Genomic DNA, 12497 nt, shown 5'->3' on the forward strand with positions numbered 1-12497 from the left:
GGGTCTTGTTCATGTCGAAGCTGTTCGATCGCGTTGCGGACGATCTGAACTTCGTTGGCATAGGGTGTCTCTGCCATACTTACATATCTACTTCGGCTCCCACAACTCGATCTTGTTCCCCTCCGGGTCATACACCCACGCGAACCTGCCATAATCCTCGTCCATGCGCTTGGGGTCGATGCGCACGCCGGCGGCCTCGAGCTTCTGCAGCAGCCCATCGAGGTCCTGCACGCGCAGGTTGAGCATGAACTGTTGCTGGTCGTTCCCGAAGTAGTCGGTGTCGCGCTTGAAGGGCGAGAACACCGTGGGCCCGGCATCCTGCTGCCAGATGAAGCCCGCCTCCTCGTTGTTGATGCCGAAGTGCTCGAAGTACCACTTGGCGAGCGCCTTGTGGTCGTTGGCGCGGAAGAAGAGCCCGCCGATGCCGGTGACGTGTCGGGACATGGGATGTTTTCAGTAGGACCAAGGTAGCTCGGTGCACGGCTAAACCGCCTTGGCCTTCCGCACCACCTTTCTCTTCGCCGGCCGTTCCACCTTCTCGATGCTGCCATGCTTCTCGCCCATCATGCGACCCCACTTGGCGATCTCTTCCAGCAAGGGCAGCAATGTGCGGCCGTGTGGCGTGAGCGCGTATTCCACGCGCGGTGGAACTTCGGCATGCACCTTCCGGCTCACGAAGCCATCGCGCTCCAGCTGGCGCAATTGCATGGAGAGCATTTTCTCCGTTATGCCCGGGATCAGCTTGCGTAGGTCGCTGAAGCGCTTCTTGTCCTTGCGCAGGTACCACAGCACGATGGCCTTCCACTTACCGCCCACCAGCTCCATGGTGACATCCAGCGCGCAGTGATAGACGCGCCCGTGGAGCTTGATCCGGTACTCGTTGCCTTCGATGATCATGGTGTTGAAAAGTTGCTGCGGGATCCCGGCCTTGCAGCGGCGCCTAACCGGGCACCGGCAGCACATACTATCCTCCGTGACAGTCCTTGTGGAAAGTATAGAGGCCGGTCATCTTCGCATGGGCTAAGGAAACGAAACCAATACGCACAACCATGAAGATCGGTGTATTCGGAACGGGGGTGGTCGCACAGACCATCTCCGAGAAACTGGACAGCCTGGGGCACACGGTGGTGCTCGGCACGCGCAGCGTGGAGCAGAGCATGGCCCGGGCGGACAAGGACGGCTTCGGGCGTCCGCCGCTGAAGGACTGGCTGGCCGCGCACCCCACCGTGAAGCTTGGCACCTTCGCCGAAGCGGCCGCGCACGGCGAGCTGCTGGTGAACGCCACCAGCGGGCACGGCTCCATGGAGGCGCTGAAGCATGCCGGTGAGGCGAGCCTCAACGGCAAGGTGATGCTCGACATCGCCAACCCGCTCGACTTCTCGAAGGGCTTTCCCCCGAGCCTCTCGGTGTGCAACACGGACTCGCTGGGCGAGCAGCTGCAGCGCGCCTTCCCGCAGCTCAAGGTGGTGAAGGGCCTCAACACGCTCACCTGCTTCCTGATGGTGGCCCCGCGCCTGCTGCCGGAGGAGCATCACATGTTCCTCTGCGGCAATGATGCCGGCGCCAAGAGCGAGGTGCGTGCCCTGCTGCGTTCCTTCGGCTGGACCGATGCGGAGATGATCGACCTGGGCGACATCACCATGGCGCGCGGCACCGAGCAGCTGCTGCCGATCTGGGTACGGCTGTACGGCACCCTGCAGGACGCCATGTTCAACTTCCGCGTGGTGCGCATGGCGAAGCAGGCCTGAGCCCTTCGGGTGCAGGTCGTGAGGTGATGGTCGTCAGGCCGTAGCTTTGGCTTCGCAATCGGACCCGATGGCCAAGACCCTCTCCAAGCCCGCACCCGTAAAGGCCGACATCAACGGTCACAGCACGAACGGTTCAGCCAAGAAGGCCGAGCGCCTCCCCGTGATGAAGACCTACAAGATCTTCATCGGTGGCAAGTTCCCCCGCACCGAGAGCGGGCGCTACTATCAGCCGAAAGGCGCCGATGGCAAGCCGCTGGCCAATGTGTGCCGCAGCAGCCGCAAGGACGTGCGCGATGCCGTGGTGGCCGCGCGCGGGGCCGTGGGCGGCTGGGCGGGTCGCAGCGCCTTCAACCGCAGCCAGATCCTCTACCGCATCGGCGAGATGCTCGAGGGCCGCAGCGCGCAGTTCGTGCACGAGCTGGTGCTGCACGGCGCCACGCCCAAGCAGGCCGAGGCCGAGGTGGCCGCCGCCATCGACCGCTGGATCCACTACGCCGGCTGGTGCGACAAGTACCAGGCGCTCTTCAGCAGCGTGAACCCCACGAACTCTTCGCACTTCAACTTCAGCGTGTACGAGCCCACGGGCGTTGTGGGCATCCAGTGTGCAGGGAGCAACGGCCTCCTGGAGCTCGTGAGCCTGATCGCCCCCGTGATCGCCGGAGGCAACACCTGCGTGGTGGTGGCCAGTGAGAAGCATCCCCTGCCGGCGGTCACCTTCACCGAGGTGCTCGCCACCAGCGACCTGCCCGGCGGCGTGGTGAACCTGCTCACCGGCTTCCGCAGCGAACTGCTCAAGCCCCTGGTGGCGCACATGGACATCAACGCGGTCGTTGTGGCCGACGCTTCCAAGGAGGAGCGCACCATGCTCGATAGCGAGGCCACCTGCAACCTGAAGCGCGTGGTGTACCCGAAGGTGAGCGACTGGAATAGCGAGGAAGCACAGAGCCCCTACTTCATCCTCGACACCCAGGAAGTGAAGACCACCTGGCATCCGATCGAGCGCGGGCAGGGTGGGGGTGGGGGCTATTGAGCCATGAACCCCGTCAGCTGGGCCGACTTCGAAAAGGTCCACCTCAGTGTGGGCACCGTGCTGGCCGCGGAGGACCTGCCCAACGCCCGCAAGCCGGCCTATGTGCTCACCATCGACTTCGGTCCGCACGGGGTGAAGCGCAGCAGCGCGCAGATCACCAAGCATTACACCAAGGAGGAACTGATCGGGCGGCAGGTGGTGGCGGTGATCAACTTCCCGCCCAAGCAGATCGGCAGTGTGATGAGCGAGTGCCTCGTCACGGGTTTCCCCGACGCGAACGGCGATATCGTGCTCACGGCGGTGGAGCGGCCGCTGCCGAACGGGGCGCGGTTGATGTAGGCGGAGGACCGCTTGTTGAAAACCTGCCGCTTCATTCATGCTCCTCAATGCGCCGGTCGGATACCTTGCCGTCACGTTGAACCCTAATCCCTACGACTATGCCCGCCGTTGAAGCCTACTGCGTGAAGTGCAAAGCCAAGCGCGAAATGAAGGACGCCAAGCAAGTGGAAATGGCCAACGGCCGGAAAGCGATGAAGGGCGTGTGCCCCACCTGCGGCACCGGCATGTTCAAGATCCTGGGCAAATAGCCGGGATCAACACGGCCCGTTTCATGGATGTACGGCCGTGGATCTGCCGCCGCTGGACCTGCGGGTACCTTTGGCCGCATGCAGCATGAAGTGATGCCGTTCGTGGAGGCGGCCATCGAGGCGGCTTTTGCCGCTGGCCGTGAGATCCTTCAGGTCTACGGCACCGATTTCACCTCCGAGCAGAAGGCGGACAAGAGTCCGCTGACGGAGGCCGACAAGCGTGCCCATGCGGCCATCGCCGCCATCCTCGCCCGGACGGGGCTGCCGGTGCTCAGTGAGGAGGGGCGTGAGATGGACATGGCGGAGCGCCAGCGCTGGTCGCGGTACTGGCTGGTCGATCCGCTCGATGGCACCAAGGAATTCGTCAAGCGCAACGGGGAATTCACCGTGAATATCGCGTTGATGGAGCACGATGGCGCGCCGTCCGGGCCGCTGGGTGCGGCAAGGCCGATGGCCGGTGTGCTGTATGTGCCCGTAATGGACAGGCTCTACTTCGCGTGGCCGGGTGCCGGTGCGTACCGCCAGCAGGGCGCAGCAACCTGGGGCCCGGGCGGTGCGTATGAGCGGGCCGCCGCCAGCGAGCGATTGCCCGTGCCCCATTCCCGTGACGCCTATACCATCGTGGCCAGCCGGTCCCACCCGAGCCCGGAGACCGAGGCGTTCATCCAGCGCATGGAGCAGGAGCACGGCGCCGTTGCGCTCACCAGCATGGGCAGCGCGCTGAAGATCTGCCTGGTGGCCGAGGGAGCGGCCGATGCCTATCCGCGCTATGCACCCACCATGGAGTGGGACACGGCCGCCGGACACGCCATCGCCAACGAGGCGGGCTGTACGCTCATCGATGTGACCACCGGCGCCGCGATGCGCTACAACAAGCAATCACTGGTGAACAACTGGTTCATCGTCCAATAACACCAATCTGGCGCCGCGGGCAGCGGTGCGCGAAACATGGCCAAGAAGAACGGATCATCGAAGAAGCGGAAGGTGGCCCTGATCACCGGCGTCACCGGTCAGGACGGCGCCTACCTGAGCGAGCTCCTGCTGAACAAGGGCTACGAGGTGCACGGCGTGAAGCGCCGCAGCTCGCTCTTCAACACGGACCGCATCGACCACCTGTACCACGACATGCACGAGAAGGGCCGCCCCTTCCACCTGCACTACGGCGACCTCACCGACAGCGTCAACTGCCTGCGCCTGGTGCAGCAGATCCAGCCGGACGAGATCTACAACCTGGCCGCGATGAGCCATGTGCACGTGAGCTTCGAGATGCCCGAGTACACGGCCAACGCCGACGGCATCGGCACGCTGCGATTCCTGGAGGCCATCCGCATCCTGGGCCTCGAGAAGAAGACCAAGTTCTACCAGGCCTCCACCTCCGAGCTATACGGCGGTGTGCGTCCGCATGCGCAGAACGAGGAGACGCCGTTCCACCCGCGCAGTCCCTACGGTGTGGCCAAGCTGTACGGCTTCTGGATCACCAAGAACTACCGGGAGAGCTACGGCATCTTCGCCTGCAACGGCATCCTCTTCAACCACGAGAGCCCGCTGCGCGGCGAGACCTTCGTGACCCGCAAGATCACCCGCGCCGCGGCCAAGATCAAGCTGGGCCTGCAGGACACGCTCTACCTGGGCAACCTCGACGCCAAGCGCGACTGGGGCCACGCCAAGGACTACGTGGAGGGCATGTGGCTGATGCTGCAGGCGAAGAAGCCCGACGACTACGTGCTCGCCACCGGCAAGACCTACACCGTGCGCCACTTCGTGGACCTCGCCTTCGGCGAGGTGGGCATCAAGCTGGAGTGGAAGGGTAAGGGCGAGAAGGAGAAGGGGGTCGACAGGAAGTCCGGCAAGGTGCTCGTGGCCATCGACAAGCGCTACTACCGTCCCGCCGAGGTGGACCACCTGGAGGGCGACCCCACCAAGGCCATGCGCGAGCTGGGCTGGAAGCACAAGTACGACCTGAAGGCCCTGGTGAAGGAGATGATGGCCAGCGACCTGGAGCTCTTCAAGCGCGACGTGTACCTGAAGAAAGGCGGCCACAAGATCCTGCACGAACAGGAATGATGTACGGGCGCATCATGATGCGCCCCCACAGATCCTCTCATGAACAAACAAGACAAGATCTACGTGGCCGGCCACCGCGGCATGGTGGGCAGCGCCATCGTGCGCAAGCTGCAGGCCGAGGGCCACACCAACATCGTGGTGCGCACCAGCAAGGAGCTCGACCTGAAGGAGCAGCAGGCCGTGCGCGACTTCTTCGCCCAGGAGAAACCCGCGTACGTGTACCTCGCCGCGGCCAAGGTGGGAGGCATCCACGCCAACAACGTGTACCGCGCCCAGTTCCTTTACGAGAACCTGATGATCGAGGGCAACATCATCCACTCGGCCTACGAGAACGGGGTGAAGAAGCTGCTCTTCCTGGGCTCCTCGTGCATCTATCCGAAGATGGCTCCCCAGCCGCTGAAGGAGGAGAGCCTGCTCACCGGGCTGCTCGAGCAGACCAACGAGCCCTACGCCATCGCCAAGATCGCGGGCATCAAGCTGGCCGAGAGCTACCGCCGCCAGTACGGCTGCAACTTCATCAGCGCGATGCCCACGAACCTCTACGGGCCCAACGACAACTATGACCTCAACAACAGCCACGTGCTGCCGGCGCTCATCCGCAAGTTCCACACCGCCAAGGTGACGGGCGCGCCGAGCGTGGAGGTGTGGGGCACGGGCTCGCCCATGCGGGAGTTCCTGCACGTGGACGACCTCGCCGATGCCTGCTACTTCCTCATGAAGAACTACGACGAGGAGCTCTTCCTCAACATCGGCACGGGCGAGGACCTCACCATCAAGGCCCTGGCCGAGATGATCAAGGACATCGTGGGCTACACCGGAGAGCTGAAGTGGAACACCGAGAAGCCCGACGGCACGCCGCGCAAGCTGATGGACGTGAGCCGCCTGCACAACCTGGGCTGGAAGCACCGCATCGGGCTGCGCGAAGGCATCACCGCGGTGTACGCCGAGTTCGCCAAGAGCGAGTTGGCGAAGGCCTAGGGTGAGGCATCGAACCGAATGGAGCCCCGGGCGACCGGGGCTTCGCTTTTCCGGCGTAGGCTACCTTCGGCGGCCTTGCCATGGCGCGTTCCCCGCTGTTCTCCGTCCTCCTGCTGCTGATCGCCGGCGTCCTGCGCGCCCAGCAGAACGACGTGCCCTTGCAGCGCGACTTCGGCATCGACCTGGAGCGGAACGCCGCCCGCCGCGATGCCCGGATCCACACCGGCCTCAAGCCCGTGATCGAGAGCCGTGCCGACCTGCGCGGCGTGATGGGCCACCGGGTGGACAGCGCCCGGTACTACTACTGGATCACCACCAAGCTCTTCCGCGACCGGCTGCTGGTGATGCGCGAGGGGGACGTCGCCCTCAGCGTCGATCCCATCCTGAGCGTGGAATATGGCAGTGACCGGGGCGATCCCACGGCCTATGCCGATACGAACCAGTTCGCCTTCAGCACGCGGGGCTTCCTGATCCGGGGCGACCTTGGCAGCAAGGTCTCCTTCCAGACCATGTTCCACGAGAACCAGGGAAGGGTGCCGCAGTACCTCTTCCGGCGGGTGCTGGAGACCGGCGTGCTCCCCGGTCAGGGCCGTGTGAAGCTCGCCAACGGCAACGAACTCGATTACGGCTGGTCGCAGGGCGTGGTGAGCTGGACCCCGGCGGCCTGGGTGAACGTACAGGCAGGCCATGGCAAGCACTTCGTGGGGCACGGCTACCGCAGCGTGCTGCTCAGCGACAATGCCATGAACGCCCCCTTCCTCAAGCTCAGCCTGCTCAGCCCCAACAAGCGCTGGCAGTACACGGCTTGGTACACCAAGCTCATGCACGGCGTCACCCGCGACGACCGGTTGAACGCCGGCACCAGCAGCGAGACGCTGTTCGGCTGGATGCGCGGCACCTTCCACCACCTCTCCGTGGACCTCGGCCGTGTGCAGCTCGGGGTGTTCGAGGCCACGCTCTTCCGCAGCATCGGCGAGGACGGCGTGAAGCCCCTGGACCCGCTGGCCCTGAATCCCGTGATGGGCATCAATACGGCCGCGCTTGGGTTCGATGGCCTGAGCAGTTCGCTGGCGGGACTGGACCTGCGCCTGAAACTGACGGACAAGGCCTATGCCTACGGCCAGGTGGCCACCGATGGCCCAGGGCGCTACGCCTGGCAGGCCGGAGCCCGCGCCTTCGACCTGGGCCTGCCCGGCCTGCACCTGCAGGCCGAGTACAATGCCGCCACCGCTTTCATGTACATGGGCCAGCGGCCCGAGCAGGCCTACATGCACGGCGGCCAGGCGATGGCGAATCCGCTCGGCAATGCCTATGGCGAGGCGGTGGGCATCGTGGAATACGGCTACCGCCGCTGGATGCTGCGGGCGCAGGCCAGCCTGTCCGTCCGGACCGGCGATCCGGCCGATTCGCTCAACCTGGGCACCGACCTGGACAAGCCGGACACCGGAAGCGCCACGGAGGGCGAAGCCATCGAGCGCACGGTCTTCTTCCTGGATGCGAGCCTCTCCTGGCTGGTGAACCCGAACACCAACCTGCGGCTGATCGGGGGTTTCCGCCGCCGCGATGCCCCCGGGGCGAACGACATCTTCCAGAGCGGCTACTGGTACATCGGCGTGCATACCGTGCTCTTCAACCGCTATTACGACCTTTGAATCCGCCCTCCGCGACGTGGAACAGCACGGCTACATCCTGCTCCTGAGCTGCCTCACGGCCTTCGTGGTGGTGCTCTTCACCATGCCCTCGCTCATCAAGGTGGCGCGGATGAAGCACCTGGTCGACGAGCCCAGCGAGGCCCGCAAGCTGCATCACCGCAGCGTGCCCACCATCGGGGGCATCATCATCTTCGCCGCCATCATCTTCTCCTATGCGCTCTGGTTCCCCAAGGGCCAGGTGACGGACCCCGACGGCACGCCCTACCGGGAGCTCTATGCCGCCATGGGAGCGGCATACAACGACTTCAAGTTCGTCATCGCCGCACTCGTGCTCCTCTTCTTCATCGGCGTGAAGGACGACATCGTGGGCTTCTCGCCGGTGAAGAAGCTCGTGGGGCATATGATCGTGGGCTACATCCTGGTGGTGATGGCCGGCATCCGCATCACCGACATGCACGGGATCCTCGGCCTCTACGAGCTTCCGGAGGCCGCCAGCATCGCCTTCTCCTTCTTCGTCTACGTGGTGGTGGTGAACGGCATGAACCTCATCGATGGCGTGGATGGCCTTGCCGGAGGCGTGGGCCTCATCGCCTCGCTGGCCTACGGCACGTGGCTCTACCTCGCCGGCGACGTGGCGCTGGCGCTGCTGGCCTTCGTGCTGGCCGGAGCGCTGGCCGGATTCCTCGTGTTCAACCTGCATCCGGCGCGGGTCTTCATGGGCGACAGCGGGTCCCTGATCATCGGCGCCGTGCTGTCCGTGCTGGCCATGAAGGTGGTGGACCATGACACCTCAAGGCTGCCCGACAACCTCCGGCTGCTGCCCACGCCCCTCTTCGCCATGTCGGTGCTGGCCTATCCGCTGGTGGACACGCTGCGCGTCTTCGTGGTGCGCATGGCGCGCGGCATTTCGCCTTTCGCGGCCGACCGCAACCACATCCATCACCGGCTCCTGGCGCTGGGGCTGGGCCATCGCGGCACCACCTGGGCCATCTACGGCTATGTGGTGGCGGTGATCGCCCTGAGCCTGGTGACGCGGAAGTGGCAGCCGAATGTGGGCCTGATGGTACTGGGCACCACGGCGATGGCCTTGGCGCTGCTGCCCTTCGCCTGGCCCAAGCCGGAAAAGGCATGAGGGGCTTCGCCGGTGCATGGGCCCTTGCGGCCGCGCTTGTGGCGCAAGGCCAGGCCGGGTGGATGCCGCTGAGCCGAGAAGTGGAGCGCCCCTTCGCTGCGGCGCTGCAGGCCGTAGGCTCGCCGGCGCATACCGCGATCCGCCCCTACCGCCTCACGGACCTGCGGCAGGCCGACCCACAGGATAGCCTTCGCCCTGCGGCCTGGCTGCCTGCCCTCGACCGCTGGTCGGGCGCCCGGAACGGCCGCCGGTTCCGCTGGGGGCCGCTGCTCGACCTCTCCGGCAACCTGGGCCTGGACTCCGCCTCCGTCATCGGCCACCGCGCCGGAGCGGGCTTCTGGATGGAACAGGACATCGGCGCCCGGCTCACCCTGCATGCCGACGCCCAAGGCTGGTCCGAGCGCCTCCCGGGCTACCTCGACACCTTGGCCCGCGCCACGCAGGTCACCACCGGGGAAGGCTATGCATTCAGCGATGGGGCCGGTTTCGCGCATTACGATTGGAACGCGCAGGTCAGCTGGGACCCGGGCAAGTACTTCAACCTCACCCTTGGGCGCGGCAAGAATGCGTTCGGTGAAGGCCATCGCTCGCTCTTCCTCAGCAGCGAGGCCACCAGCTATCCCTTCCTGCGCATCACCACCACGGCCTGGCGCTTCAAGTACGTGAACCTCTTCACGGTGATGAACGACATCCGCGGAGCGGGGGGCGTCTCCACGCGCTTCGAGCGGAAGTACGCCAGCATGCACTACCTCTCGGTGAATGCGCACCGGCGCATCAACCTTGCCCTCTTCGAGGCCATCGTTTGGAGCCGGGGAGACAGCCTCTATCCGCGGGGCTTCGACGTCAACTACCTGAATCCGGTGATCTTCTACCGTCCGGTGGAGTACAGCGTGGGCTCCCCGGATAACGCCTTGCTCGGTTTCGCGGTGAACATCAAGGTGGGCCGTTCGGGCCTGCTCTACAGCCAGCTCATGCTGGATGAGTTCCTGCTGCGCGAGGTGCGCGCGGGCGATGGCTGGTATGCCAATAAGCAAGCCGTGCAGCTGGGCTTCGTGGCGCGCGAGGCCTTCCGGGTGCCAGGGCTGATGCTGCGGGCGGAATGGAACATGGTGCGACCCTTCATGTACACCCACAGCGATACGCGGCAGAACTACGCCCACATGGGGCAGCCGCTGACGCATCCCTACGGGTCCAATTTCCAGGAGGCCATCGCGCAGGGCGAATGGTCGCGCGAGCGCTGGCTCCTAGGGGTGCGGGCCAGCATGGCCTGGCTGGGGCGGGACACCCTGGAGAGCTTCGGCAACAGCATCTTCCGGCCGGAGACGGAGCGCCCCACCGTGGCCTCGGGGGCTTTCCGCAGCTATGGCTACCGCATCGGCATGCTGGAGGAGTACTCCCTCTTCCACGGCGAGCTGCGCGCGGGCTGGCTGGTGGATCCCGCGTCGGCCACCCGGCTGGAGGTCTCGTGGCTCGCGCGCGGCAGCATGCCGGCCAGCGGCCCGGGTGAATGGACCCAGGTGTTCCGCGTGGGCCTGGTGTGCCATTTCCGCGACCGGCATCCGGAGCAGGAGGTGCGGTATGTGCTGCAGTGATCGTTCGCTGGGGAACGGTACTTTTGCGCCGCCGCAGGGATGACCCGGCGGCATTTCCGGTCCGTTGAGCAAGCCTCAGGCATACGCATCCTCGCGCACAGTGGTCTTCCGGCTGCGCGAGGTGGCGGTGCTCTTCAAGCTGCGGCTGGCCTCCCTGGTGGTGGTGAGTGCGGTGCTGGGCTACCTGATGGGCATGCCCGAGGGCGGCTTCGATGCGCTGGCGCTGCTGGTCCTCGCGGTCGGTGGCACGCTCCTGACCGGTGCCAGCAATGCGCTCAACCAGGTGCTCGAGGTCCGCGAGGATGCGCTCATGCTGCGCACCGCAGAACGCCCGCTGGTGCGGGGCGCGCTATCGGTGACCGAGGCGGTGTGGGCGGCCTTCATCGCTGGAGGCCTGGGCACTTTCCTGCTGTGGATGGCCTTCGGGCCCTTGACGGGCATCCTGGGCTTCATCTCCCTGTTCATGTACGTGGCGCTTTACACCCCGCTGAAGAAGCGCTCGCCTTGGGCGGTCTTCGTAGGGGCATTCCCCGGCGCTTTTCCGCCCATGCTCGGCTACGTGGCCGCCACCGGGCAATTCGGGCTGGGTCCGGGCCTGCTCTTCGCCATGCAGTTCATGTGGCAGTTCCCGCACTTCTGGGCCATCGCCTGGGTGCTCGATGAGGATTACGCCCGGGCCGGCTTCCGCATGCTCCCCTCACCGGGCCGCACGGATGGACGCAGCGCCTTCCTGATCCTTCTGTACACCTTGTTTGTTGTCCCGGTCGGCATGCTTCCCTGGGTCTTCGGCTTCATCGGCCCCTATGCCATGGCGACCGCCGTGCTGCTGGGCCTGGTGATGGCTTGGCCTGCGTGGCAGCTGTTCCGCACGCACGATCGCAAGGACGCCAGACGACTGATGTTCGCCAGCTTCCTCTACCTGCCGATCGTGCAACTGGCCTACGTCATCGATCGCCCATGACCGCAGACACCCTGGACACCTTCACGCCGGCAGAGGAGCGCGAGCGAGCCGCGCGCGCCCGCCGAATGGTCACCTGGCTCATCTGCTTCGCCATCGTTATGTTCTTCGCGGGCCTCACCAGCGCCTATGTGGTGAGCATGAGCGGAGGCTACTGGACGCGCATCACCATGCCCGGGCCGTTCTACTGGAGCACGGCGTTCGTGGTCGCCGGGAGCCTCACGCTTCAGCTTGCCCTGAGGGCTGCCAAGCGCGGCACCACCGGCGTGGTGGCGCCGCTTATCCTGGCCACCCTGGCCTTGGGCATCGCCTTCACCGCCTCTCAGTTCAAGGGCTGGAGCCGGCTCGTGGAGCTGGGCATCACCCCCAGCCCCAACAAGCTGGAGGGCATCGGTGGCACCTATGGCGTGGATTTCACCGTGACCAAGGACGGCCTGCCCTTGGTGCCGGCCAACGGCCACTGGTACACCGCGGATGACACCGGTTTCGAGCGCCAGCTGGATGCGGAGATCGCCGAGCAGAAGGACCGCACCGGCCCCTATTTCTACACCCTTACCGCCGCTCATGCCGCCCACGTGGCCTTCGGACTCCTGGCCCTGGTGGTGATGGCGGCCATGGCCCTGATGCGGCGCTACACGCCCCAGGACCATGTCGGCCTGTGGGCCGGAACGGTCTATTGGCACTTCCTCGGGGGCCTTTGGGTCTACCTCTTTCTGTTCCTCCGCTTTGTTCATTAACATTGCGGCCGTCAATCCC

General features: G+C 65.4%; 14 protein-coding genes. 12 read left to right on the top strand and 2 right to left on the bottom strand.

Features of this window, described 5'->3' with window-relative positions; translation table 11 throughout:
- Positions 1–87: 87 nt before the first annotated feature.
- Both QY325_14435 and QY325_14440 read right to left on the bottom strand, forming a co-directional pair.
- Positions 88–444: a VOC family protein gene (locus QY325_14435; protein ID WKZ65954.1), complete on the bottom strand. Its 357-nt coding sequence runs from the start codon at positions 442–444 to the stop codon at positions 88–90.
- A 39-nt stretch (positions 445–483) separates the two neighbouring features.
- Entirely contained in the window at positions 484–897 is a 414-nt protein-coding gene (locus QY325_14440) for a winged helix-turn-helix transcriptional regulator (GenBank protein WKZ65955.1), read from the bottom strand.
- A gap of 152 nt (positions 898–1049) precedes the next feature.
- Here QY325_14440 and QY325_14445 point away from each other — a divergent pair, with 152 nt between their 5' ends.
- From QY325_14445 to QY325_14500, 12 genes are all read left to right on the top strand, one after another.
- Positions 1050–1748: an NAD(P)-binding domain-containing protein gene (locus QY325_14445; GenBank protein WKZ65956.1), complete on the top strand. Its 699-nt coding sequence runs from the start codon at positions 1050–1052 to the stop codon at positions 1746–1748.
- Between the two features lie 67 nt (positions 1749–1815).
- Entirely contained in the window at positions 1816–2778 is a 963-nt protein-coding gene (locus tag QY325_14450) for an aldehyde dehydrogenase family protein (protein ID WKZ65957.1), read from the top strand.
- A 3-nt stretch (positions 2779–2781) separates the two neighbouring features.
- Complete coding sequence (locus QY325_14455) at positions 2782–3117, top strand: tRNA-binding protein (GenBank protein ID WKZ65958.1); 336 nt, start codon at positions 2782–2784, stop codon at positions 3115–3117.
- Positions 3118–3215: 98 nt separating this feature from the next.
- On the top strand, positions 3216–3365 hold the full coding sequence (locus tag QY325_14460) for a DUF5679 domain-containing protein (protein ID WKZ65959.1): 150 nt from the start codon (positions 3216–3218) through the stop codon (positions 3363–3365).
- A gap of 78 nt (positions 3366–3443) precedes the next feature.
- On the top strand, positions 3444–4277 hold the full coding sequence (gene cysQ, locus QY325_14465) for a 3'(2'),5'-bisphosphate nucleotidase CysQ (GenBank protein ID WKZ65960.1): 834 nt from the start codon (positions 3444–3446) through the stop codon (positions 4275–4277).
- A 36-nt stretch (positions 4278–4313) separates the two neighbouring features.
- Positions 4314–5429 carry a GDP-mannose 4,6-dehydratase gene (gmd, locus tag QY325_14470; GenBank protein WKZ65961.1) on the top strand — a complete coding sequence of 372 codons (1116 nt, stop codon included), beginning with the start codon at positions 4314–4316 and terminating at the stop codon, positions 5427–5429.
- 39 nt (positions 5430–5468) lie between these two features.
- On the top strand, positions 5469–6407 hold the full coding sequence (locus QY325_14475) for a GDP-L-fucose synthase (GenBank protein ID WKZ65962.1): 939 nt from the start codon (positions 5469–5471) through the stop codon (positions 6405–6407).
- Between the two features lie 80 nt (positions 6408–6487).
- Complete coding sequence (locus tag QY325_14480) at positions 6488–8059, top strand: hypothetical protein (GenBank protein WKZ65963.1); 1572 nt, start codon at positions 6488–6490, stop codon at positions 8057–8059.
- Positions 8060–8075: 16 nt separating this feature from the next.
- Entirely contained in the window at positions 8076–9191 is a 1116-nt protein-coding gene (locus tag QY325_14485) for an MraY family glycosyltransferase (protein ID WKZ65964.1), read from the top strand.
- Complete coding sequence (locus QY325_14490) at positions 9188–10783, top strand: hypothetical protein (GenBank protein WKZ65965.1); 1596 nt, start codon at positions 9188–9190, stop codon at positions 10781–10783. Before QY325_14485 ends, QY325_14490 begins: the two co-directional genes overlap by 4 nt.
- A gap of 64 nt (positions 10784–10847) precedes the next feature.
- Entirely contained in the window at positions 10848–11744 is an 897-nt protein-coding gene (gene cyoE / locus QY325_14495) for a heme o synthase (GenBank protein WKZ65966.1), read from the top strand.
- Complete coding sequence (locus tag QY325_14500) at positions 11741–12478, top strand: cytochrome c oxidase subunit 3 (protein ID WKZ65967.1); 738 nt, start codon at positions 11741–11743, stop codon at positions 12476–12478. The genes cyoE and QY325_14500 overlap by 4 nt, the downstream gene beginning before the upstream one ends.
- Positions 12479–12497 lie beyond the last annotated feature (19 nt).

The organism is Flavobacteriales bacterium (genome assembly GCA_030584065.1).
In the GTDB taxonomy this organism is placed as follows: Bacteria; Bacteroidota; Bacteroidia; order Flavobacteriales_F; family PHOS-HE28; genus PHOS-HE28.

Excerpts from the sequence above, each read along its gene's own strand:
- QY325_14450 (WKZ65957.1), top strand. The coding sequence starts at position 1,816 with ATGGCCAAGACCCTCTCCAAGCCCGCACCCGTAAAGGCCGACATCAAC.
- cysQ (WKZ65960.1), top strand. The coding sequence starts at position 3,444 with ATGCAGCATGAAGTGATGCCGTTCGTGGAGGCGGCCATCGAGGCGGCT.
- QY325_14480 (WKZ65963.1), top strand. The coding sequence starts at position 6,488 with ATGGCGCGTTCCCCGCTGTTCTCCGTCCTCCTGCTGCTGATCGCCGGC.
- QY325_14440 (WKZ65955.1), bottom strand. The coding sequence starts at position 897 with ATGATCATCGAAGGCAACGAGTACCGGATCAAGCTCCACGGGCGCGTC.
- QY325_14435 (WKZ65954.1), bottom strand. The coding sequence starts at position 444 with ATGTCCCGACACGTCACCGGCATCGGCGGGCTCTTCTTCCGCGCCAAC.
- QY325_14445 (WKZ65956.1), top strand. The coding sequence starts at position 1,050 with ATGAAGATCGGTGTATTCGGAACGGGGGTGGTCGCACAGACCATCTCC.
- QY325_14490 (WKZ65965.1), top strand. The coding sequence starts at position 9,188 with ATGAGGGGCTTCGCCGGTGCATGGGCCCTTGCGGCCGCGCTTGTGGCG.
- QY325_14475 (WKZ65962.1), top strand. The coding sequence starts at position 5,469 with ATGAACAAACAAGACAAGATCTACGTGGCCGGCCACCGCGGCATGGTG.
- QY325_14460 (WKZ65959.1), top strand. The coding sequence starts at position 3,216 with ATGCCCGCCGTTGAAGCCTACTGCGTGAAGTGCAAAGCCAAGCGCGAA.
- QY325_14455 (WKZ65958.1), top strand. The coding sequence starts at position 2,782 with ATGAACCCCGTCAGCTGGGCCGACTTCGAAAAGGTCCACCTCAGTGTG.
- gmd (WKZ65961.1), top strand. The coding sequence starts at position 4,314 with ATGGCCAAGAAGAACGGATCATCGAAGAAGCGGAAGGTGGCCCTGATC.
- QY325_14500 (WKZ65967.1), top strand. The coding sequence starts at position 11,741 with ATGACCGCAGACACCCTGGACACCTTCACGCCGGCAGAGGAGCGCGAG.